The following is a 24,490-nucleotide window of genomic DNA, read 5'->3' as shown; positions in this document are numbered from 1 at the left end:
ACTTATGCTAAAGACATACTTACTTTGCTTAGCCAAAGTTTAGTATGTCTAAATATAGCTGTGTTTATTTCCTTTTAAATTGTTTTAAGTTCAAGAAATGGTAGAGGTTTGGAGCCCAATCGTTAAAGTTTAGAAGGAAGCCGTCATGTCCTACATTATCTGGCACAAAGAAATGGCGATGATATTTAAATCTCTCTCCGACTGCTCTTACTTGATCATCTGGATAAAGTAAATCATCTATAAACCCCATCGTTAGAACTTTTGTATCTAATGATTGATAGACTTCATCAACATCATCTCGTCCTCTATCAATATTGTGACTATCTAAGACGTCGAGCAGTGTTAAATAACATTGTAAATCAAAGTTTTTCTTGAATTTATTTCCTTGATATTGTTGATACGTTACAACTTCATCTGGTGTAAATCGTTGGTCATAACTTTTAGAGGAGCGGTATGTTAAGAAGCCAAGTTGTCGAGCGATACTTAAGCCTTCCTTCCCACCAAGATGAATTGCTTGTCGGGCGATCTCGTTGAAAGCACGACTGTATGATGACGTTTTACCAGTTGCTGCGAGAATAATGGCTTTGTCGATTTGAAATTGATTATTATACAGCAATTCCATTGCTTGCATACCACCTAGACTTGCTCCAATTAGGATGTTTATCTTATCGAAGTCTAGTGCTTTGATACCTTTTTCAATCGCTTTAACAATATCTCGTAATGTAAGATGCTGTGGAAAATTAGGGTCATTAAGTTTGGAACTTGAACCAAAGGGACTACCAATAACGTTGAAAGTTAGAAATTGATAATCATGACGTGGAATATAACCACCATCTATAATTTCACGCCACCATCCATGTTTCTCGTCTGTTCCATAAGTTAAGTGATTACCTGTTAATGCGTGACAAACAACAACTAATGGTTGACCTTTATATCCAACGTGTTCATAGCGTAATTTTAAATTATTAATGGTTTCTCCTGATTCAGTTGTAAATGTCCCTAATTCTAACGTATCTACTCTGTAATTCGTCATCGTTAACGCTACCTCCTCTTACAAAAAAGCTTCCTACTCAAATGAAAAAGTAGGAAGCTGGTCAGTACTTATCATTCGAGATTCTCGTTGGTTGTAGCACCGTGCTATCATTAGTCGGTTGCTGAAGCATCGTCGGGCCAATTCCCTCAGCTTCTCGAAATAAGATTTGTTGAATTGATTTGTATATTGATGTTGATTAAATTTCAATCTTAAATAGTCTGAATTTTCTAATTAATATAATATTAACTAAAATGGTTTATGACTTCAATACTTTGCTGTCATTTTCAGGAGTTAAAAGATTAAACGTAAACAAGCGATAGTAATAATACCTCCAATTATTGTGATAGTAAGGCTACGTGTGAAAATGGCAAGGAGTACTGTTGGTATAATCGCAATAATATATGACAAATTGAGCGTATATCCAAAGGTGTTATCGTGTTGTTGTATGACGCCATCAATGACAAGTGCGGTAAATAATGTGATAGGAATAAATGAAAGCCATTTAACGACAATTTCAGGTAAATGAACTCTAGATATCATCATAAAGGGAATAATTCGAACGAGTAACGTTACAATTCCACATAAAATAATAAGTATCAGTGTGTGTAAATCTGTTGTCATTTATCCATCACCACCCCTAAGGCTGCAGCGAATGTTGCGGCTATTAATATTGCTACATATGAAGGCATCACTAAACTTAAAAGAAGCATCATTGTGATTACACAGATAATTAAAATTATATATATACGAAATCTTGATTTCTTCACTGACTCAAATTGAGATATACCTAGGAAAATGAACATTGCAGTAATCGCATAGTCTAATCCAAGTGCATTAGGATTAGAAATATATTTGCCGAAAAGGGCGCCGGCCACACACGAAATAGTCCAAAAAAGATATGCTGTGATATTAAGACCATGAATCCAACGATCATTAATCTTTTCACCTTTAATATATGGCGTAATGGCAACTCCGAAGGTTTCATCGGTTAATAATGTACCGAGACCTACCCTATTCCATAATCCATATTGTTTATAATTAGGCGCCAAAGTCATACTTAATAGAAACATACGTGAGTTAACGATAAGTGTGGTCAACACGATAGCAGATATTGGAGTACCTGTAATCGCTAAAGCGCAAACAATAAATTGTGCGGCACCGGCGTAAATAATGAGACATAATAAAATAATTTCTAAGATACTAAAGTTTTGAGAGGCTGCAACGATACCAAATGATAAACCTACTCCGGCGTATCCAAATAAAGTAGGAATACATTCTTTTACCCCTTGCTTAAATGAAAGATGGGTCATTTGATCAGCCTCCATTCCACTTTCTAAAATAGTAAAATAAGTCTATTATATTTGGAAAAGTTGTTCAATATTTTTAGACTTCGGTTTGTGTGAAGTAAGACAAACCTCATAGTCAAATCGTTGTAACTACAACGATTATAAAATTTCAGAATTTTGTTTCTTCTTTTAGACATCCCTCTCATTTTTGAAGATTTGAAGTTGAATCATTTCTCTTCCCCTACCCTGTTCAACAAAAAAACTGTCGACAAAATCGTTAAGATCTTATCGACAGTTCAAATAATTAATTGAGTCATTCATCGTTGTATTGTAGTAATTATTTAGCCTATTTTAAGTTATTATTTTGTAGGTTTAGAAATTTTAGTTTTTCCACCCATGAATGGAACTAATGCTTCAGGAATTGTGATTGTACCGTCTTCATTTTGATAATTTTCAACGATAGCTGCAAATGTACGACCTACGGCTAAACCACTACCATTTAATGTATGAGCTAATTCTGGTTTAGCTGAGTTATCACGTTTAAAGCGAATGTTAGCACGACGTGCTTGGAAATCAGTACAGTTTGAGCAAGAACTAATTTCTTTATAATCATTGTAGCTTGGTAACCATACCTCTAGGTCATATGTTTTACTAGCGCTGAAGCCAATGTCGCCTGTACATAAGATAACTCGACGATATGGTAATCCTAATTCTTCTAAAATTGATTCAGCATTTTTAGTCATATCTTCTAAAGCATCCCAAGAATCTTCAGGTTTTTCGATACGAACCATTTCAACTTTATCGAATTGGTGTAAACGAATTAATCCTCTTGTATCTCTACCAGCTGAACCCGCTTCACTACGGAAACATGCCGTTTGCCCAGTGAATTTTTCAGGTAACACTCCTGGTTGAATGATTTCATCTCTGTAGAAGTTTGTTAAAGGTACTTCTGCTGTTGGAATTGTGTATAGGCCTTCTTTTTCAACTTTAAATAAATCTTCTTCGAATTTAGGAAGTTGACCTGTACCAAACATAGTATCTGCATTCACTAATTGAGGTGTCATCATTTCTGTGTAACCATGTTGAGTTGTATGTTTCGTAATCATATAGTTCATTAATGCACGTTCTAATAATGCACCATCTTTAGTTAAGTAAACGAAACGCGCACCAGATACTTTAGCAGCACGTTCGAAGTCTGCCATTTTTAGTTCTTCAACTAAGTCCCAATGTGCTTTTGGTTCGAAATCAAATTCACGTGGTGTACCCCATTTTTTCAATTCAACGTTTTCTTCATCTGAATCCCCTTGAGGTACATCGTCGTTAATTAAGTTTGGAATACGGATTAAAATATCTCTTACTTTATTATCAACTTCATTTAATTTAGCATCGTTTTCTTTAATTTCATCACCTAAGTTACGCATTTCTGCAATAACGTCATCAGCATCTTCTTTATTACGTTTCTTCTGAGCGATTTCTTCACTGACTTTATTACGTCTTGCTTTCATTTCTTCAGTTTTACTGATTAATTGACGTCGTTGTTCATCTAATTCTAAAACTTCGTCAACGACCTTAGGATCGTCTCCTCTTAATTCAATTTTGCTCTTAACTTTTTCTGGTTCATTTCTAAATAAACGAATATCTAACATGTAACCTTCATCCTTTCCCAAATAAAATATAGATTTAATGGGGGCACGTATGTATAAAATCATAAAAAAAGACCACATCCCAGACAAGGGACGTGGTCTACGCGTTGCCACCCTATTTAACAATTTAAAATAAACGTTGAATCACTTATTCTAAACTGCACTTAACTAAAATAACGGTTATTACCGATTGCTCTCATAAAGTAGGTAGATTCACATCAAAGTCGATTGCTTGTTCTCACTAACCACAAGTTCTCTGAAATCGTCCGGTTAATGCTACTTAGCCTACGAACAATGTTTTATTAAGTTATTTTTAATATAGCAAAGTCTTTTTAACTTTTCAAGTAAATGTAAATGTGTGTAAACTACCTCGTATTTATGCTCTGTGATAAGCATCATCTTTTAGATACTGCGCTACCGCTTCGATATCTTTGTGGAATTGTCGATCTTGATTGATTGAAGGCACGATTTTACGATATTCTTCATATTTCTCACGTGTTTTAGGAGATAATTTATCTACACCTTTTAATTCCACAGCTTGCAATGCGATGACACATTCAATCGCAATCACACGACGTGTATTCTCAATCATTTGGTAACCATGTCTTGAAGCGATTGTGCCCATTGATACATGATCTTCTTGGTTTGCTGAAGATGGAATTGAATCTACACTCGCTGGGTGTGCGAGGGTTTTATTTTCAGAGACAAGGCTTGCAGCAGCATATTGCATAATCATAGCGCCACTTTGTAACCCTGGCTCAGGACTTAAAAATGCAGGTAAATCTCCATTTAATTGAGGATTAATCAAACGTTCTAGACGTCGCTCTGCAACGTTGGCTAATTCACTCACGCCTAATTTTAGATGGTCTAATGCAAGTGCGACTGGTTGACCGTGGAAGTTACCACCTGAAATCACTAATGTTTCATCATCCTCATCGAAGATAAGAGGATTATCATTAGCTGCATTCATCTCAAATTCTAATTTTTCTCTTACATAATTGAACACTTGGAAACTTGCACCATGGATTTGAGGAATACAACGTAAACTATAAGCGTCCTGCACTCGTAATTCAGCTTGGCGTGTCGTAAGCTGTGAATCTTCAAGCCAGTTAAGCATGCGTGCTGCCACATCTACTTGTTCTTTAATATTCCGGACTTTGTGCACGTTATGATTATACGCATCTGTAATACCATTTAAAGCTTGATGCGTGAGTGAAGCAATCCATTCCACTTGATAACCTAAATCCTCTGCCTCAATGAAATTAATCACACCTTGAGCTGTCATTGCTTGTGTCCCATTGATAAGTGCCAAGCCTTCTTTAGCTTGTAGTTTTAACGGTTCACGTCCTAACTCATTAAGGACGTAGCGACTGTCGACTTGTTCATTGTTATAATAAACGTCACCCTCACCAATAAGTGCAAGTGCAAGATGTGATAGAGGCGCTAAATCCCCTGATGCCCCTAATGAACCTTGTTGCGGAATCACTGGAATAATACGTTCGTTAATGAAGAATTTTAATTGTTCAACTAACTCAAGTGTCGCACCTGAATGCCCCTTCAATAATGTATTTAAGCGCAACACCATCATGACTAATGCCACTTCTTCTGAAAATGGTTTCCCGATACCACATGCATGTGAACGAATGAGATTGACTTGTAATTCGTTATATTGACCTGGATCGATTAAAACATCACTAAATAGACCGAAGCCAGTTGTGATACCATAGATTGTTTCTTTATTCTGTATGATACGTTCAACGACTTGGCGACTTTTCGTCACTCGTTCAATGGCATCCTCTGAAATATCAATTTGTAAGTCTTGGCTTAAAAACGTCTTAATTTCCTTAATAGTCAAAGCCTCTCCATCTAAAATTAATGTCATATAAACAACCCCTTTGTTTAAATTTTAACCCCATTACAGGAAAGTATACGTTTTCATTTTTATATTAACAACACTTTTTGCACTTTTTATAATGCATTATCAATGTAATAATTTAACAGGTTAAAGAAATAGGAATATTATTATTTATTATTTTAATAAGGTAGATGGAAATGGTATTTTTGATATTTTGTGCGGATAGAGGTATTCATTATTAAATTTCTAAAATAGCTATTGACTAAAGAGTATTACAGGTATAGTATTTTCTATTGTATTTAAAAGAGATTGGGCAATTTTAAAGGACTTTAATTTCTTAAAAATGGATGTACACAACAATTTATAAAGTGAAATTTAAGACGGTCGGATGTCTTGTGTACGAGATGCGAGAAGTGAGTTTTTTAACGGAGGTTATGTCATTATGGAAACGTTAGATACAGTTAACATTCCTATAAGAAAAGATGAAACGCATAAAGGCGATTATGGTAAGATTTTATTAATTGGTGGTTCTGCCAATATGGGTGGCGCAATTATGCTTGCTGCGCGCGCATGCGTCTATAGTGGTAGTGGATTAATTACAGTCGCAACACATCCTAATAATCATGCAGCATTACATTCACGTTGCCCAGAAGCAATGGTAATTGATATCAATGATACGAAGATGCTAACTAAAATGATCGAAGCTACCGATAGTATCTTAATCGGGCCTGGATTAGGTGTGGACTTCAAAGGTAATAATGCGATTACGTTTTTACTACAAAATATTCAACCACACCAAAATCTTATTGTAGATGGAGATGCAATCATCATATTTAGTAAATTGAAACCTCAAATTCCTACATGTCGTGTGATTTTCACTCCTCATCAAAAAGAATGGGAACGTTTAAGTGGGATTCCTATCGAAGAACAAACATATGAACGTAATCGTGAAGCTGTTAATAACTTAGGTGCTACTGTCGTTTTAAAACAACATGGTACTGAAATTTACTTTAAAGATGATGCTTACAAATTATCTATCGGTACACCAGCAATGGCTACTGGTGGTATGGGAGATACACTTGCTGGTATGATTACAAGCTTCGTTGGTCAATTTGATAGTCTTAAAGATGCCGTTACAAGTGCGACTTACACACATAGTTATATTGGAGAGAAATTATCTGAGTCTATGTATGTCGTACCACCTTCTCGTTTAATCAGTGAAATTCCTTATGTTATGAAACAATTGGAAGGTTAAGTTATAGACACGTTATATATTAAATACTATTTACGATGCACACCTCAAAGTTGTTCACTTATTGTGAATACCTATTGCTGGTGTGCTTTTTTTATAATAAAAAAGACTACCCTCAAGCAGGGTAGTCTAAAAATTAACAGGTTCTCACTATATAGCGAGAACCTGCTTTAATATCTATTATTCGTTGTCATCATCGTCGTCTGAAGCACTTTCAATATCTTCATTTACACGATCCATAAAGTCTTGTCGAACATCGATTCTATCATCATTAGCGTTATCATCTGTTTCTTCATTAGTTACATCTTCGGCTTCTTCTGTATGAATAGCATTACCAGGTGTTTGGTCATCAATAACTTCTTCAGTTGCTGTCTCGCTCGCATCAGTATCATCTGAGTCTGCTTGATTATCTTCTTCCTCTTTAACTTTAGCAACTGTTGAAACAAATTGACCTTCGCCTAATCTCATTAGACGTACACCTTGTGCAGCACGACCATTTTGAGAGATATCTTCCACATCTAAGCGAATAATCACACCTGCATTGGTAACAACCATTAAGTCTTCTTCACCAGTGACTGTTGTGATACAAACGATATTACCGTTACGTTCAGTAATAGTTGCTGTTTTAATACCTTTACCACCACGATTAGATAATCGGTATTCATCTACTGGTGTACGTTTACCGTAGCCATTTTCAGTAACAACTAGAACTTCATCTTCACTTTCTGCGTGAGCCACATCTAAACCTACAACCACGTCGCCTTCACGTAGTGTGATACCTTTCACACCTGCTGCTGTACGACCTAGAGGACGTAAGGCAGATTCAGGGAAGCGAATAAGTGATGCGTGCGATGTACCGATAAGTATATCTTCATTACCAGTTGTTAAGCGTACGGCTATTAGTTCATCGTCTTCTTTGAAGCCTATTGCGATTTTACCGTTCTTATTAATACGTGAGAAATTACTTAACGCTGAACGTTTAACAATACCTCGTTTTGTAGCAAATACAAGGTAATGTTCTTCACTTTCAAGATCTTTAACCGCAATCATCGTACTTATCGTTTCGTCATTCTCAAGTTCTATCGCGTTAACGACTGGGATACCTTTAGATTGACGAGACAGCTCAGGAACTTCATAACCTTTAAGTTTATATACTCGACCTTTATTCGTGAAGAAGAGCACGTTATCGTGTGTACTTAAAGTAACTAACTGACTCACGAAATCTTCTTCAAGTGTGTTCATACCTTGTACACCACGTCCGCCACGGTTTTGTGAACGATATGTAGAAACAGGTAATCGTTTAATATAATTATTATGACTTAAAGTAATTACAATTTGTTCTTCTGGGATTAAATCTTCATCTTCAATATCGTCTAATCCACCTAATTGAATTTCAGTACGACGTTCATCTCCAAATCGTTCTTTGATTTCAGAGAGTTCATCACGAACCAATTGTAATAATACTTCTTCATCAGCTAGAATTTCTTCTAATTCTTTAATGTATTCAAGTAATTCATTATATTCAGATTCAATCTTATCGCGTTCTAAACCTGTTAAACGTCTTAAACGCATATCTAAGATAGCTTGTGCTTGACGTTCAGATAGCTTAAAGCGTTCTTGTAAGCTTTCCATCGCGATTTTATCTGTTTCTGATTCACGAATTGTCGTGATAATTTCATCAATATGATCTAGAGCTATTCTTAAACCTTCTAGAATATGCGCACGGTCTTTAGCTTTTCTTAAATTGTACTCAGTGCGTCGTCTTACAACTGTTTTTTGATGCTCTAAGTAGTGAATTAATGCTTCTTTTAAGTTAATTAACTTAGGTCTGCCATTAACTAAGGCAATCATATTTACACCGAATGATGTTTGTAACGGTGTTTGTTTGTATAAGTTGTTAAGAATAACGCTTGCATTCGCATCTTTACGTACGTCAATAACGATTCTAACACCTGTACGTAAACTTGTTTCATCTCGTAAGTCGGTAATACCATCGATTTTTTTATCTCTAACAAGTTCAGCAATTTTCTCAATCATACGTGCTTTATTAACTTGGAATGGTATTTCAGTTACTACGATACGTTGACGTCCACCACCGCGTTCTTCAATCTCTGCACGTGAACGCATTTGGATAGAACCACGACCTGTTTCATATGCACGGCGGATACCACTTTTTCCTAAAATAAGACCTGCAGTCGGAAAGTCAGGACCTTGAATATCTTCCATCAATTCATTGATCGTGATATCAGGATTCTTACTTAAACTTAATACACCATCAATGACTTCTGTTAAATTGTGAGGAGGAATATTAGTAGCCATACCTACGGCAATCCCTGCAGCACCGTTAACTAAAAGGTTTGGGAAGCGTGCAGGTAAGACTGACGGCTCTCTTTCATTACCATCATAGTTGTCGATAAAATCAATTGTATCTTTGTTGATATCACGTAAAAGTTCTAACGTAATCTTAGTCATACGTGCTTCGGTATAACGCATTGCTGCTGCGCCATCACCATCCATTGAACCAAAGTTACCTTGACCATCTACAAGAGGATAACGGTAACTGAAGTCTTGTGCCATTCTTACCATGGCTTCGTATATTGAAGAGTCACCATGTGGGTGATATTTACCCATAACGTCCCCAACAATACGTGCAGATTTCTTATATGGTTTATCTGGTGTCATACCTTGTTCATTCAGACCATATAATATACGACGGTGCACTGGCTTTAAACCATCTCTAACATCAGGTAATGCACGTGACACGATAACACTCATGGCATAGTCTAAGAATGATTCACGCATTTCACTGGTTATATTTCGTTCATTAATTCTTGATTGAGGTAATTCAGCCATCAAGATATCCTCCTTCAAAAGTTCAATTCATAATGCTTAGAAATCTAAGTTGGCGTAAACTGCATTATCTTCTATAAATTGTCTACGATTTTCAACAACATCACCCATTAACATTTCAAATGTTTGGTCTGCATCAATTGCATCTTCAAGTCTTACTTGTAACATTGAACGATGTTCTGGATTCATAGTCGTTTCCCATAATTGGTCTGCATTCATCTCACCAAGACCTTTGTAACGAGAGATTGACCATTTAGGAGTAGGGTTTAATTCAGCTTTAAGCTTGTCTAACTCTCTATCGTTAAATACATAATACTTTTGTTTACCTTGCGTTAATTTGTATAAAGGTGGCTGTGCAATGTAAACATAGCCCGCTTCAATTAACGGTCTCATAAAGCGATAGAAGAATGTGAGTAATAGTGTTCTGATATGCGCACCATCAACGTCCGCATCAGTCATGATTACGATTTTATGATAGCGTGCTTTTGAAATATCAAATTCTCCACCAATACCTGTACCAAAAGCAGTGATCATTTGGCGAATTTCATTGTTATTTAAGATACGGTCTAAACGTGCTTTTTCCACGTTCAAGATTTTACCTCTTAATGGTAAAATCGCTTGAGTTCTTGAATCACGACCTGATTTTGTAGACCCCCCGGCAGAGTCACCCTCTACTAAGAAAATCTCACTCTCTTCAGGATTTTTACTAGAGCAATCCGCTAATTTACCAGGTAAACTTGATACATCTAATGCTGATTTACGACGTGTAACCTCACGTGCTTTTTTAGCTGCTACTCGTGCTCTAGACGCCATGATACCTTTTTCAACGATAATTCGACCTACGGCAGGATGCTCGAATAAGAAACGCTCGAAGTATTCAGCGAATAATTTATCCACTACTTGACGTACTTCAGAGTTACCTAATTTCGTTTTAGTTTGTCCTTCGAATTGAGGATCGCCGTGTTTAATTGAAATAATAGCTGTTAGACCTTCACGTGTATCCTCACCTGAAAGTTTATCTTTGTCTTCTTTAATAATCTTACTTTGAATACCGTAACTATTAAGAATACGTGTTAACGCACGTTTGAAGCCATCTTCGTGCGTACCACCTTCGTACGTATGAATGTTATTGGCATATGTTAATAAGTTAGTCGCATATCCACTGTTATATTGAAGAGCGATTTCAACCTCAATATCATCTTTTGTTTGATGTATGTAGATAGGTTCTTCATGAAGTGGCTCTTTATTTTCATTTAATAATTCTACGTAAGATTTAATACCGCCTTCATAGTGATAAGAATCCTCACGGCCTTCCTCTTCACGCTCATCTCTTAACGTAATTTGGATACCTTTGTTTAAGAAAGCAAGTTCGCGTATACGTTGTTGTAATGTTTCATAATTATACACAGTTGTCTCTGTAAAAATTTCGCCATCAGCTTTAAAACGAATTGCCGTACCTGTTTGATCTGTTTCACCGATTTCTTTTAAGTCAAATTGAGGTACACCTTTTTTATACGCTTGGTGGTAAATAGTATCATTTCTGTACACATATACTTCTAAGTCTTGGGAAAGCGCGTTAACTACTGATGAACCAACACCATGAAGCCCACCTGATACTTTATATCCGCCACCGCCGAATTTACCTCCAGCATGTAATACCGTTAAGATAACTTCGACAGCAGGACGTCCCATTTTCTCCTGAATATCAACTGGAATTCCACGGCCATTGTCAGTAACTTTTATCCAATTGTCTTTCTCAATTACGACTTCTATTTGATTAGCATAACCTGCTAATGCTTCGTCAATACTATTATCAACAATTTCCCATACTAAATGGTGCAAGCCTCTTTCAGAAGTTGAACCAATATACATACCTGGTCTTTTACGCACCGCTTCAAGACCTTCTAATACTTGTATCTGTCCAGCACCATAATTATCTGTGTTGTTTACATCTGACAATGTATTCACCATCACTTTCTTATTACTTTAGTAATTCGCCTTGACTTATACGGTATAACTTAGCATTATTCATAATTTCATGGTCTATACCGTCAACAGAGGTTGTAGTCACAAATGTCTGTACTTTATGTTGGATTGTACTTAGAAGATGCGTTTGACGTGAATCATCAAGTTCACTGAGTACATCGTCCAGTAATAATATTGGATACTCTCCAACTTCGATGTTCATTAATTCAATCTCTGCCAATTTGATCGACAATGCTGTAGTTCTTTGTTGTCCTTGTGATCCATATGTTTGTGCATCCATGTCATTAACATTGAATCCTAAATCATCTCGATGTGGTCCATAAAGACACACACCTCTTTCTTTCTCTCTTTGAAGGTTATCGTTTAATAATTCGATGACCTCCTCGAGCAATTCTGACTCTTCCTTCTCATAATCACTTAACTTTAAACTTGGTAAATATTTAAGTCCTAACTTCTCACGCTCATTCGTAATCCCTGAATGAATCGGTTGCGCAAGTTCTTCCAGTTCTTTTATAAAATGCTCACGACGTAACGTTACCTTTAAAGCATATTGAGCAAATTGTTGATTTAACACTTCTAACATTGTCGTATCTGTCTTCTGCCCAATTTGTAATTGCTTCAAATAGTTATTCTTTTGTTTAAGAATACGTTGGTATTGAGCTAAATCATTTAAGTAAACGGCTGAAATTTGTCCTAACTCCATGTCTATGAAACGTCGTCGTATCTGTGGTGAACCTTTAACAATATTCAAATCTTCAGGAGCAAATAAAACGACATTCAAGTGTCCCACATATTGAGTCAGTTTACTTTGTTCAAGGTGATTGACTTTAACTTGTTTACCTTTTTTAGTTATAAACATTGTAAGTGGCATTGTGCCATGTCTATAACTCAGCTCACCTTCTATTTTAGCATAGTCAGCTTTAAAACGTATGAGTTCCTTGTCATTCGAAGTACGATGACTTTTAGCTAGCGCTAGCGTATAAATTGATTCAAGTAAATTTGTCTTTCCTTGCGCGTTTTCTCCTATGAGGATATTCACTTCAGGATGACAATCTAATGTAACCTCTTCATAGTTACGATAATTCTCTAATTGGAGTGTATTAAGTTTCATTGTTCACCTTGATGGATGATTAGAAAAGAACCAGTATCTTCAGGTAATTCTGTGATATCAATTCGGTCGTTATGTTCTAATTTCTTCCCGCGACGTGTCTCACGTTGGCCGTTTATTAAAACTTCGAAATCTTGGAGGAACCATTTAGCTTGTCCACCAGATTCAATAATGCCTTCAGTTTTAAGAAATTGACCTAAAGTTATGTTTCCTTCTACAACAACTTCTTGAACCAAAATTATCACTCCATTTCTTTATGTGTCATTAATATATTATACCTTTTTTTGCCTTAGATTTCATTTAAAATAAAGAATGAAATCGTTTACTTTGATATATATTTTTATTTTTCAAAATCTGCAATCTACTTGGTAAATTTTTTTAGTTTTAAGAGACATCATATTTTAATTGTGTATGCTTCTCTAATTTAAATTTAAAGGGGTATTTTACTTAATTTTAACAAATAGGAGGTTTACCCTAAAAAATTTATTGATGTTTCTTAAAATACCTCTCAGTATCTTTAAAATGAATTTAAAGTAACTAAAAAGAGATTGTCTAAGTGACAATCTCTAAACTCATTATAGCATTATTAAATTTTTATGTTTTAATCCATATGGTCTAACTAATAAGTTCTAATTGGTAAAATCAATTGAGTTACTGAATCGTCATCTTTCGGTTTCAAAATAAATGGTTTCATTGTTCCAAAGAATTCTACTTCAACTTCGTCATTATCGATGGCTTTTAAAGCATCCATCATGTATTTAGAGTTGAATGAAATTTTTAAGTTTCCACCTTCAACATCATTTGCAGTTACTTCTTCTTTTACTGTACCAATTTCTGGTGATGTTGAGGATAATTCTACTAACTCATTTCCAGTGCTCAATTTAATAACATTATTTCCACCTTCACGTGCTAAAAGAGATGCACGATCGATAGCGTGATAGAAATCACCGTTATTGATGCCTAACTTAATTTCATAGTTTTCTGGGAATAAACGCGTTGTATCTGGATAATGACCTTCAAGTAAACGAGAGATAAAGTTAACGTTTCCTACTCTAAATAGAACTTGGTTTGATGCAAAGAAGATATCAATATCTTCGTCACTATCACTCATAATTTTATTTAATTCTGATAAAGCTTTACCTGGAATGATGACATTTTTATTTTCAGAAGTATCTTCCAATTGTAACTTTCTTACAGCCAAGCGGTGTGAGTCAGTGGCAGTGCATATTAATTCATTATCTTGTATAAGCCAGTTCACACCAGTTAACACTGGGCGTGTTTCTGAGGTGGACACTGCAAAATTTGTTTGAGCAATGATGTTTTTAAGTACTTTAACTGATAATTGAATTGCGTCATCTCTTGATACTTCAGGTAATAATGGATATTGATCTGGATCTAATCCACTTAAGTTAAATTCTGAATGTCCTGAAGTAATCAATGTTTGGAACTGTTCATTTGTAGATAATTTAACATCTTTACCAGGTAACTTTTTGATGATATCTACGAAGAAACGACCAGGGAGTACTACTGATCCTGTTTCTGAGATTTCAACGATGTCCTCACCGTCAACTTGTTTAGGAATTGTAATTTCAATTGAGATTTCTGAATCTGAACCAGTTAAAATCACTTCATTATCTTTAGCATCAATTTTGATACCAGTTAAAATTGGTAATGTTGTTCTAGGTGAAATTGCTTTTAATGTGTCATTAAGTTGATTAATAAAATAATCTCTTTTAATTGTGAATTCCATCATTAATTTCTAAACTCCTTCCAGTCGTTTATATATAATTATATAGGTTTTAAATTCATAGTAATAGTAGTAGGGACTGTGGATTGGTGGATAAGTCCATAAATGTCCGAAATAGCAAAGTTATGCACATGTGGATAAACTGTGTATGCTGTGTACTACTTTTAAACATTATCCACAATTCTTTGCTTTATCCATTTCTTAACTCTCATATTTTGAGAAAATTATTTACTTCATTTTCATTGTAATTATTCCCGAAATTTATCTTTTTAAATCTGGTTGCTTAGAGTATAAAACTTATCTTGTTATTTCCCGTTACTGATTTCTAATTTCTTTTTCTAAGTTTTCGATTTCTTGTTTAAAAGTAGGATCTGCTTTGATGTCGTTAGCTATCTTTTCATGTGCATGAATGACAGTTGTATGATCTCGTCCACCAAATTCTTCTCCAATTTTTGGTAGTGAGAAATCAGTCAATTCACGGGATAGATACATAGCAATTTGACGCGGATATGCAATAGATTTAGTACGTTTTTTAGCACTGAAATCCTCAATGCGTACACTATAATATTGACCAACGACTTTTTGAATATCTTGAATTGTAATCTTTTTGGATTTAGGTGCTTGAATAATATCTTTTAGAGCTTCAGCAGCTAATTCTGTAGTTATCGGTTTGCCTTGAAGTTTGGAATAAGCTAAAAGTCTAGTGAGTGCACCTTCAAGTTCACGAATATTTGACTGGATTTGATTGGCAATATAATTAAGCGCTTCTGGTGGTATATCAAGGTTTTCTTCTTCAATTTTCTTTTGTAATATCGCCATTCTTGTTTCGTAATCAGGTGGTGTAATGTCAACGATTAATCCCCACTCGAAACGTGAACGTAATCGATCTTCTAATTTAGCAATTTCTTTAGGTGGACGATCACTTGAAATAACTATTTGTTTATTGTTTTGATGTAATTCATTAAATGTATGGAAGAATTCTTCTTGCGTCTGTTCTTTATTTTGAATGAATTGAATATCATCTATAAGTAATACATCGATGTTTCGATACTTCTCACGGAAAGCTTCAGTCTCATTATCACGAATAGATTTGATAAATTCGTTAGTAAATTTCTCACTAGATGTGTAAATCACTTTAGCACTAGGTTGATTACTAAGAACATGATGACCAATCGCATGCATCAAGTGTGTTTTACCTAAACCTACGCCCCCATAAATGAATAATGGGTTATAAGCTTCAGCTGGTGCTTCAGCTACAGCTAAACTTGCAGCATGTGGGAAGCGGTTCCCTGGACCAATAACAAATGTATCGAATGTGTTATGAATATTAAATTGTTCTTTACCACCATCATTATCTTCAATTGTAGATGTTGACGTTTGTGGTTCTTGAGGTTCATTAGATGCACCATTGTTATAGTCGGCGAGTTCATCTTCAGTAATAAATAGCGGTTTCACTTCATAACCAATGACATCATATATAATAGCTTGCATTATTTCAGAGTATTTTTGATTAAGCCAATTCGCATTAAAAGATAGGCTCGTTAAAATAATGGCTTCGTCATTTTTAAGTGAATAGAGTTGAGTATCTTTAATAAACGTATGATAACTGGTATGTGAAATTCTTTCTTGAGCAAGTTCTAAAACTTTGTCCCAAATTTCTTTCTCTGACATAAAAACTCCATCTTTCTTAAAATTTTTGACTTATACACATAAATAACATTAGTGGATAAAAATAATCACAGCATGTTAATAATTATCCACAAGTTAATCACATATAGTGGATAACTATCACAATACTATGATTTATTCACAGTAATTATGTATAAAAGTTTAATAAATAAATCCTTATAAAATCATTGATTGAACGACTTATCCACATAATTATACTTTTTAACTTAGACAGATGTCAAATGACTGTGAATATGTTCTTAAATTTGGCATAACTATGTGTATGAACTCTATTTTATCCACAGAAATAAGCAATAGTTTTGTGAATAAGTGGATAACTTTATATAATCTTCATTATTTCTTAATAATCGTTTGGGAAATAATTTATAACACATGTATGAAAAATGTATAACTAATATAAAATTCTTGAGCTGCAAGAATCGTAATGATTTAAAACTGAAAATTTAATTGAAAGATATGCTATACATCATAAAATCATCTTGCTTTATAAAAGGGATTTTGTTATATTGTAGTAGTTGCTTGAATTATGACTAGATAATAATGAGCTAAATAAGAAATTTCTTAATAGCAGACACAATAAGAGAGCAATTGCTCAAATGAAGTATGTTAGTACTATAGGCTGCAACATACTTTGATAATTTATCTATGTATATGAGCCAGTTTCAAGGTATGAAATTGGAAATATTAGATAATTGAATACAGATGGAGGTGTTTTGCATGGTAAAACGTACTTATCAACCAAATAAACGTAAACATAGTAAAGTTCATGGTTTCAGAAAACGCATGAGCACTAAAAATGGCCGTAAAGTTTTAGCGCGTCGTCGTCGTAAAGGCCGTAAAGTTTTATCAGCATAAGATCACTGACTCATCAGTGGTCTTTTTTTTCGTTTTAATTAGGAAAAAAGATTCATTTGAAATAAAAACATTCATATAATGGATAATTGAATAAGCGAGTGATGTTATGTGGAAAAAGCATATCGTATAAAGAAAAATTCAGATTTCCAAACTATTTATAAAAAAGGTAAATCTGTAGCGAATAGACAATTTGTGGTTTATACCTATAATAATAAAGAAAATAAACATTTTCGTTTAGGTATAAGTGTTTCTAAGAAATTGGGTAATGCTGTAACTAGAAATAGAATTAAAAGAGCTATTAGAGAAAATTTTAAAGTTCACAAAGAAGATATTATAGCTAAAGATATTGTTGTTATTGCGAGGCATCCATCTAGAGATATGACAACTTTAGAAATTCAAGGTAGTTTAGAACATGTACTAAAAATAGCTAAGGTATTTAATAAAAAGATAAAGTAGGGTAGGGGATATGCTTTAAATAAGACTAACCGAAGTCTTACCTCAGACAAACGTAAGCCTAACTCGGATACTTTAAAAGCACTATGTTAGCTTTTTATAGAGAAACAATTTACAATGTTATAATGAAATTTTACTTGAATAAGGAGGCGAGACTCTTATGGATTTTGATACGATTACTAGTATTTCAACACCTATGGGCGAAGGAGCTATCGGTATTGTCCGTTTATCAGGCCCACAAGCCATTGAAATAGGAGATACACTTTATAAAGGAAAGAAAAAATTATCTGAAGTAGATACACATACGATTAACTACGGTCATATTATTGATCCAGAAACTAATGAAACTGTCGAAGAAGTGATGATATCTGTGCTACGTGCACCAAAAACATTTACTAGAGAAGATATCATTGAAATTAATTGTCACGGCGGTATTTTAACAATTAATCGCATACTGGAATTAACTATGACGTATGGTGCACGTATGGCTGAACCAGGTGAATATACGAAGCGTGCTTTCTTAAATGGTCGTATTGATTTATCTCAAGCAGAGGCAGTTATGGATTTCATACGCTCTAAAACTGATCGCGCCTCTAAAGTAGCAATGAATCAAATTGAAGGTCGTTTAAGTGACCTTATTAAAAAACAACGTCAATCCATATTGGAGATTCTCGCTCAAGTAGAAGTTAATATTGATTACCCTGAATATGATGACGTTGAAGATGCCACAACTGAGTTTTTACTTGAACAGTCTAAGAATATTAAAGAAGAAATTAATCGACTGCTTGAAACAGGTACTCAAGGTAAGATAATGCGTGAAGGATTATCAACCGTTATCGTTGGTCGTCCTAATGTAGGTAAATCTTCAATGTTAAATAATCTTATTCAAGATAATAAAGCGATCGTTACTGAAGTAGCTGGTACGACTAGAGACGTTTTAGAAGAATATGTCAATGTACGAGGGGTACCATTACGATTAGTTGATACAGCAGGTATACGTGATACAGAAGATATTGTAGAGAAGATTGGTGTCGAACGTTCACGTAAAGCATTAAGTGAAGCGGATCTAATCTTATTTGTTCTTAACAATAATGAACCTCTAACAGAAGACGATCAAACATTGTATGAAGTTGTGAAGAACGAAGACGTTATTGTAATTATTAATAAAACAGATTTAGAACCACGTTTAGATATAAATGAAGTTAAAGAAATGATTGGTGACATGCCATTAATCCAAACTTCTATGTTAAAACAAGAAGGTATAGATGAATTAGAAATTCAAATTAGAGATTTATTCTTCGGTGGAGAAGTTCAAAATCAGGATATGACATATGTATCTAACTCACGTCATATTTCTTTATTAAAACAAGCTAGACATTCAATTCAAGATGCGATAGATGCTGCTGAATCTGGTGTGCCTATGGATATGGTTCAAATTGATTTAACGCGTACTTGGGAAATACTTGGTGAAATCATTGGAGAATCAGCGAGCGATGAGTTAATTGATCAACTGTTTAGTCAATTCTGTTTAGGTAAATAATGATATTTAATATTTAAGGAATAAGACGGTAGGGTGTCTTCATTTTCCGGAAAAGTTTTTAAGAATATAAGGAGGTAAAAAAGTGGTTCAAGAGTATGATGTAATTGTCATTGGAGCTGGTCATGCAGGAATTGAAGCGGGCTTAGCTTCTGCAAGACGTGGCGCGAAAACGTTAATGTTAACAATTAATTTAGATAATATTGCCTTTATGCCATGTAATCCATCCGTTGGTGGCCCTGCAAAAGGTATTGTAGTGCGTGAAATCGATGCGTTAGGTGGACAAATGGCTAAAACGATTGATAAAACACATATCCAAATGCGTATGTTGAATACTGGTAAAGGGCCGGCTGTAAGAGCATTACGTGCACAAGCAGATAAAGTGTTATATCAACAAGAAATGAAACGTGTAATCGAGGACGAAGATAACTTAGATATTATGCAAGGCATGGTGGATGAGTTAATTATTGAAGAAAATGAAGTGAAAGGCGTACGTACGAATATTGGAACAGAATACCGCTCTAAAGCAGTAGTTGTTACAACAGGTACGTTCTTACGTGGTGAAATCATCTTAGGTAACATGAAATACTCTAGTGGTCCAAACCATCAATTACCTTCTATCACTTTAGCTGACAACTTGAGACAACTTGGATTTGATGTAGTTCGATTCAAGACAGGTACGCCTCCACGTGTGAATGCTAAAACAATCGACTATTCTAAAACTGAAATTCAACCCGGTGATGATGTAGGTCGTGCATTTAGTTATGAAACGACTGAATATATTTTAGATCAATTACCTTGTTGGTTAACATATACAAATGGTGAAACTCACAAAGTGATTGATGATAATCTTCATTTATCTGCGATGTATTCAGGTATGATTAAAGGTACTGGTCCTAGATATTGTCCATCAATTGAAGATAAATTTGTTCGTTTTAACGATAAACCTAGACACCAACTTTTCTTAGAGCCTGAAGGTCGTAATACGAATGAAGTGTATGTACAAGGTTTATCTACAAGTCTTCCTGAACATGTTCAACGTCAAATGTTAGAGACAATTCCTGGTCTTGAAAAGGCAGACATGATGCGCGCAGGTTATGCAATCGAATATGATGCGATTGTGCCTACACAGTTATGGCCAACCCTTGAAACAAAATCAATTAAGAACTTATATACTGCAGGTCAAATTAATGGTACGTCAGGGTACGAAGAAGCGGCAGGACAAGGTATCATGGCAGGTATTAACGCAGCAGGTAAAGTGCTAGGTACTGGAGAGAAAATCTTAAGTCGTTCTGATGCATATATCGGTGTATTAATTGATGACTTAGTGACTAAAGGAACTAATGAACCATATAGATTATTAACTTCTCGTGCTGAATATCGTTTATTACTACGTCATGATAATGCAGATTTACGTTTAACTGATGTAGGTTATGAGTTAGGCATGATTTCTGATGAACGCTACGCACGCTTTAATGAGAAACGTCAACAAATTCAAAATGAAATTCAACGCTTAACTGACATTCGTATTAAACCAAACGATCACACTCAATCTGTTATCGAGTCTAAAGGTGGCTCACGCTTGAAAGATGGTATCTTAGCAATTGATTTATTACGTCGTCCTGAGATGACTTATGATACGATTTTAGAGATTCTAGAAGAAGACCACCAACTACCTGATGCGGTTGAAGAACAAGTTGAAATACAAACGAAATATGAAGGTTATATCAATAAATCTTTACAACAAGTTGAAAAAGTAAAACGTATGGAAGAGAAGAAAATTCCTGAAGACTTGGATTATAATAAAGTAGATAGTTTAGCTTCTGAAGCTAGAGAAAAATTAGCAGAAGTAAAACCATTAAATATTGCACAAGCTTCACGTATATCTGGTGTAAATCCAGCAGATATCTCAATTTTACTTGTCTATTTAGAACAAGGGAAACTTCAAAGGGTGAATCAATAATGAGTGTAGAATGGCTATCTAAGAAATTAAGTGAACATGGCATTGAATTGTCTGAAACGCAAAAAGAACAATTCCAAACGTACTATCAATTACTTGTTGAGTGGAATGAAAAGATGAACTTAACAAGTATTACGGAAGAACATGATGTATACTTAAAACACTTCTATGATTCAATTACACCTAGCTTCTATTATGACTTCGATGGAGAATTAAGCATTTGCGATGTTGGAGCTGGTGCAGGATTTCCAAGTATTCCTTTGAAAATAGTTTTTCCTGAATTGAAGGTAACGATTGTGGATTCACTTAATAAACGAATTCAATTTCTCAATCACTTAGCTGCAGAGTTAGGCCTCCAAGATGTCAGTTTTGTGCATGATCGTGCGGAATCTTATGGTAAGGGAGCCTACAGGGAGTCTTATGATATCGTTACAGCACGTGCTGTTGCACGTCTTACTGTATTGAGTGAATTGTGCTTACCTTTAGTTAAAAAAGGTGGCCAATTTATCGCACTTAAGTCATCTAAAGGCGAAGAGGAATTGCAAGAAGCGAACTTTGCTATTAATATTTTAGGTGGAAACGTGAAAGAAACATTTTCATTTGAATTGCCTGAGGATGCTGGCGAAAGACAAATGATAGTGATTGATAAACGTAGACAGACTTCTAAGAAATACCCAAGGAAACCAGGTACGCCAAACAAATCTCCACTACTTGAGAGCTAAGAAGAGACATATGATATAACAAATAATTGAGAGGGAGAGAATGGATAATGAAGAAACCTTTTTCAAAATTATTTGGTTTAAAAAATAAAGATGACATCGTTGGTTATACTGAAGAAGAGCGCAATAATAATGTTGAATCCATTCATATTGAACGTATCGTACCCAATCGTTATCAACCAAGACAAGTATTTGAGCCAAATAAGATAAGAGAATTAGCTGAATCGATTGAAGAACATGGGTTATTGCAACCCATCGTTGTACGTCCGATAGAAGAGGATATGTTTGAAATTATTGCTGGTGAGCGTCGATTCAGAGCATTACAATCATTGCATAAACCACAAGCTGACGTCATTATTCGTCACATGAATGATGAAGAAACGGCAGTAGTTGCGTTAATTGAGAATATTCAACGTGAGAATTTATCTGTGGTTGAAGAAGCGGAAGCTTATAAAAAATTGCTTGAAATAGGAGATACGACGCAAAGTGAATTAGCGAAGAGTCTAGGTAAAAGTCAAAGTTTCATCGCTAATAAATTACGCTTATTAAAACTTGCTCCTAACGTGATTAAACGACTTCGTGAAGGAAAGATAACTGAAAGACACGCCCGTGCTGTCTTGGTTTTACCCGAAGATGAGCAAGAAGAATTAATTGAGCAAGTCATTAATCAGAAATTAAACGTTAAACAAACTGAAGATAAAGTACGTCAAAAGACAGGTCCTGAAAAAGTTAAAGCTCAGACTTTCCAATTTTCACAAGATTTGACTCAAGCGAGAGATGAAGTGGGTAAAAGTATTGAAGCCATCGAGCAGTCTGGCTTACGTGTTGAACATAAAGACAAAGACCATGATGACTATTATGAAATAAAAATTAGAATATATAAGAAATAGTAAGAAAAGAACGAGTTAATGCAGTATATTGTTGCACTAACTCGTTTTTTCTATTGAAAGTATTTACTTTTTAAATAGTTTAAAAGGCGTGACTCTAAGTAAGATTTTACCATTGTGATTACGGTTGTCTGTGACCACTTTTACAATGGATTGGGCAGCTTCACTGACGGTACGCATGAGTAGACCTTTTTGATGATTGTTTAAATCAGTCGTCACTCCACCTGGCATAATACCGAAAATTTCGACTGGTATTTTACTTTTCTTGAATTGTCTTGCAAAGAGCTTAATCATTGAGTTAAGTGGTTCTTTCGTTGCAATGTAACTAAATGGTTCGAAGAAACTTGATGGTTTCAAAGGGATGGTTAAATTCACTATTCTACCTTTATTACGGGCTAAGATTGGTGTGAAAGCTTTAATCATTTGGAAATTACCGAAGAAATTAACCTCTGTTAAAGATCTTAACTCATCAATATCCACATCTAATGGCTTAGCCTGCATATTTCCTGAAACACCTGCATTATTTATTAAGACGTTAATATCACTGTGATGTGCTCTAATGTATTGTGCAGCTGAATCTATTGTTTCATCGTGATTTAAATCTATTCTAACCCATTTTACGTTAATTCCTTCTCGTTGAAGCGTATTAACTGCTTCCATCCCTCTTTGCTCATTTCTAGCCCCGAGTAATATGTACCAATCTTGCTCTCCAAGTTGTCTCGCTGTTTCAAAGCCTATGCCTTTATTCGCACCTGTAATTAAAACTTTTTTACTCAAAGTGATTTTCTCCTTTATATGTTTGATGAAGGGATGTTAATTGAATTTTCGAGAATTTAAAAAAGATTAGAAATTTAATTCAGTTACCTCATGAATGATATATGTTGGATTCTCAGATTTTAATTCCTCAATACTGTGTGTACCCCAAGTGACTGCACATGATGCCACTTTTGCGCTATTTGCCATTTGCATATCAAATATAGCGTCCCCGATATAAATAGTTTCTTCATTTTCTAATTGGTATTTATTCAAGATATAGTTGATGCCATCAGGTGAAGGTTTATAATGATTAACTTTGTCTGACCCTATTACTTCTGTAAATAAGTGATCTATGTCTAAGATCTCTAAGTTACGAATGAGCACATCTGTTTTCTTACTTGATACTACAAATAACTGTTTATCTTTTGAGAGTGATTGGAGTTGTTCAGTCATATGTTTATAAAGTTTTAAATAAGATGATTCAACCTCTTTATAATTTTGCCTAAAGGTTTTGATAAGCGCTTCTAACTGATGGTCATCTAAATCAACGGAACTCATTAAACTGAATGACTTTTCTATTGGTATTCCCATATAATACTCAATCAGATTTACTGTCGGTTCTTCTAGCCCTCTTTCTTTAAAAGATTTTTGAGTAGCAACTATACTACATTCTTTAGAATCTGCAATTGTACCATCGAAATCAAAGATTAAATTTTTGTACATGAATGTCTAACCTCACTTAATTAGAAAATGATTTTATAAAAACTTTAACATAAATCTATCAAGCAACAAACTAAACTATAAATAAGTTATTTTAGATAATGCAAAAACTTTAATAATTGTTTTACGTGAAACACATACTATTACTATTTTT

At 34.7% G+C, this 24,490-nt stretch carries 20 protein-coding genes and 1 riboswitch; of the genes, 7 read left to right on the top strand and 13 right to left on the bottom strand.

The features are described from left to right. Positions 1 to 64 precede the first annotated feature (64 nt). From HMPREF3154_RS03360 to hutH, 5 genes are all read right to left on the bottom strand, one after another. Complete coding sequence (locus HMPREF3154_RS03360) at positions 65 to 1,033, bottom strand: homoserine O-acetyltransferase MetX (RefSeq protein WP_030062313.1); 969 nt, start codon at positions 1,031 to 1,033, stop codon at positions 65 to 67. Between the two features lie 65 nt (positions 1,034 to 1,098). Then, positions 1,099 to 1,199, bottom strand: a riboswitch (SAM riboswitch). Positions 1,200 to 1,324: 125 nt separating this feature from the next. Further along, entirely contained in the window at positions 1,325 to 1,654 is a 330-nt protein-coding gene (locus HMPREF3154_RS03355; RefSeq protein ID WP_030062311.1) for an AzlD domain-containing protein, read from the bottom strand. After that, positions 1,651 to 2,343: an AzlC family ABC transporter permease gene (locus tag HMPREF3154_RS03350; protein WP_070474353.1), complete on the bottom strand. Its 693-nt coding sequence runs from the start codon at positions 2,341 to 2,343 to the stop codon at positions 1,651 to 1,653. The genes HMPREF3154_RS03355 and HMPREF3154_RS03350 overlap by 4 nt, the downstream gene beginning before the upstream one ends. A gap of 335 nt (positions 2,344 to 2,678) precedes the next feature. Further along, positions 2,679 to 3,965, bottom strand: coding sequence for a serine--tRNA ligase (gene serS, locus HMPREF3154_RS03345; protein ID WP_002434130.1), 1,287 nt, complete (start codon positions 3,963 to 3,965; stop codon positions 2,679 to 2,681). Positions 3,966 to 4,338: 373 nt separating this feature from the next. Then, the gene (hutH, locus tag HMPREF3154_RS03340; RefSeq protein WP_002434518.1) at positions 4,339 to 5,844 is read right to left on the bottom strand and encodes a histidine ammonia-lyase; all 1,506 of its coding nucleotides are present in this window, start codon (positions 5,842 to 5,844) and stop codon (positions 4,339 to 4,341) included. A gap of 415 nt (positions 5,845 to 6,259) precedes the next feature. On the opposite strand from hutH, the gene HMPREF3154_RS03335 reads away from it, so the two are divergent. Then, entirely contained in the window at positions 6,260 to 7,072 is an 813-nt protein-coding gene (locus HMPREF3154_RS03335) for an NAD(P)H-hydrate dehydratase (protein ID WP_030062309.1), read from the top strand. Between the two features lie 177 nt (positions 7,073 to 7,249). Here HMPREF3154_RS03335 and gyrA read toward each other — a convergent pair whose 3' ends face one another. The 6 genes from gyrA to dnaA all read right to left on the bottom strand — a co-directional run bounded on the left by gyrA (position 7,250) and on the right by dnaA (position 16,431). Beyond that, the gene (gene gyrA / locus HMPREF3154_RS03330; RefSeq protein WP_037550842.1) at positions 7,250 to 9,922 is read right to left on the bottom strand and encodes a DNA gyrase subunit A; all 2,673 of its coding nucleotides are present in this window, start codon (positions 9,920 to 9,922) and stop codon (positions 7,250 to 7,252) included. A 36-nt stretch (positions 9,923 to 9,958) separates the two neighbouring features. Beyond that, the gene (gyrB, locus tag HMPREF3154_RS03325) at positions 9,959 to 11,890 is read right to left on the bottom strand and encodes a DNA topoisomerase (ATP-hydrolyzing) subunit B (RefSeq protein WP_023349973.1); all 1,932 of its coding nucleotides are present in this window, start codon (positions 11,888 to 11,890) and stop codon (positions 9,959 to 9,961) included. Positions 11,891 to 11,900: 10 nt separating this feature from the next. After that, complete coding sequence (gene recF, locus HMPREF3154_RS03320; RefSeq protein WP_023349972.1) at positions 11,901 to 13,016, bottom strand: DNA replication/repair protein RecF; 1,116 nt, start codon at positions 13,014 to 13,016, stop codon at positions 11,901 to 11,903. Continuing rightward, on the bottom strand, positions 13,013 to 13,258 hold the full coding sequence (gene yaaA / locus HMPREF3154_RS03315) for a S4 domain-containing protein YaaA (RefSeq protein WP_002454368.1): 246 nt from the start codon (positions 13,256 to 13,258) through the stop codon (positions 13,013 to 13,015). Before yaaA ends, recF begins: the two co-directional genes overlap by 4 nt. A 374-nt stretch (positions 13,259 to 13,632) precedes the next feature. After that, positions 13,633 to 14,766 carry a DNA polymerase III subunit beta gene (gene dnaN / locus HMPREF3154_RS03310; RefSeq protein WP_002434447.1) on the bottom strand — a complete coding sequence of 378 codons (1,134 nt, stop codon included), beginning with the start codon at positions 14,764 to 14,766 and terminating at the stop codon, positions 13,633 to 13,635. Between the two features lie 309 nt (positions 14,767 to 15,075). Continuing rightward, positions 15,076 to 16,431, bottom strand: coding sequence for a chromosomal replication initiator protein DnaA (gene dnaA / locus HMPREF3154_RS03305; RefSeq protein ID WP_016898446.1), 1,356 nt, complete (start codon positions 16,429 to 16,431; stop codon positions 15,076 to 15,078). Positions 16,432 to 17,166: 735 nt separating this feature from the next. Here dnaA and rpmH point away from each other — a divergent pair. The 6 genes from rpmH to noc all read left to right on the top strand — a co-directional run bounded on the left by rpmH (position 17,167) and on the right by noc (position 22,863). Then, positions 17,167 to 17,304: a 50S ribosomal protein L34 gene (rpmH, locus tag HMPREF3154_RS03300; RefSeq protein WP_000240855.1), complete on the top strand. Its 138-nt coding sequence runs from the start codon at positions 17,167 to 17,169 to the stop codon at positions 17,302 to 17,304. Between the two features lie 108 nt (positions 17,305 to 17,412). Further along, on the top strand, positions 17,413 to 17,760 hold the full coding sequence (gene rnpA, locus HMPREF3154_RS03295; protein WP_030061530.1) for a ribonuclease P protein component: 348 nt from the start codon (positions 17,413 to 17,415) through the stop codon (positions 17,758 to 17,760). Between the two features lie 157 nt (positions 17,761 to 17,917). Further along, positions 17,918 to 19,297 carry a tRNA uridine-5-carboxymethylaminomethyl(34) synthesis GTPase MnmE gene (mnmE, locus tag HMPREF3154_RS03290; protein ID WP_030061528.1) on the top strand — a complete coding sequence of 460 codons (1,380 nt, stop codon included), beginning with the start codon at positions 17,918 to 17,920 and terminating at the stop codon, positions 19,295 to 19,297. An 82-nt stretch (positions 19,298 to 19,379) separates the two neighbouring features. After that, positions 19,380 to 21,257, top strand: coding sequence for a tRNA uridine-5-carboxymethylaminomethyl(34) synthesis enzyme MnmG (gene mnmG / locus HMPREF3154_RS03285; RefSeq protein WP_030061526.1), 1,878 nt, complete (start codon positions 19,380 to 19,382; stop codon positions 21,255 to 21,257). Next, complete coding sequence (gene rsmG / locus HMPREF3154_RS03280; RefSeq protein WP_002454373.1) at positions 21,257 to 21,976, top strand: 16S rRNA (guanine(527)-N(7))-methyltransferase RsmG; 720 nt, start codon at positions 21,257 to 21,259, stop codon at positions 21,974 to 21,976. The genes mnmG and rsmG overlap by 1 nt, the downstream gene beginning before the upstream one ends. Positions 21,977 to 22,023: 47 nt before the next feature. Then, positions 22,024 to 22,863: a nucleoid occlusion protein gene (noc, locus tag HMPREF3154_RS03275; protein WP_030061524.1), complete on the top strand. Its 840-nt coding sequence runs from the start codon at positions 22,024 to 22,026 to the stop codon at positions 22,861 to 22,863. Positions 22,864 to 22,926: 63 nt separating this feature from the next. Here noc and HMPREF3154_RS03270 read toward each other — a convergent pair whose 3' ends face one another. Beyond that, positions 22,927 to 23,637, bottom strand: coding sequence for an SDR family NAD(P)-dependent oxidoreductase (locus tag HMPREF3154_RS03270; protein ID WP_070474350.1), 711 nt, complete (start codon positions 23,635 to 23,637; stop codon positions 22,927 to 22,929). 66 nt (positions 23,638 to 23,703) lie between these two features. Continuing rightward, positions 23,704 to 24,339, bottom strand: a complete 636-nt coding sequence (locus tag HMPREF3154_RS03265) for an HAD family hydrolase (RefSeq protein WP_002434582.1) — start codon at positions 24,337 to 24,339, stop codon at positions 23,704 to 23,706. Positions 24,340 to 24,490 lie beyond the last annotated feature (151 nt).

This window comes from Staphylococcus sp. HMSC06C11 (assembly GCF_001808345.1).
Classification (GTDB): Bacteria; Bacillota; Bacilli; order Staphylococcales; family Staphylococcaceae; genus Staphylococcus; species Staphylococcus capitis.
The sequence above is the reverse complement of the archived record's forward strand: the minus strand, read 5'-3'. Positions and strand labels throughout refer to the sequence as shown.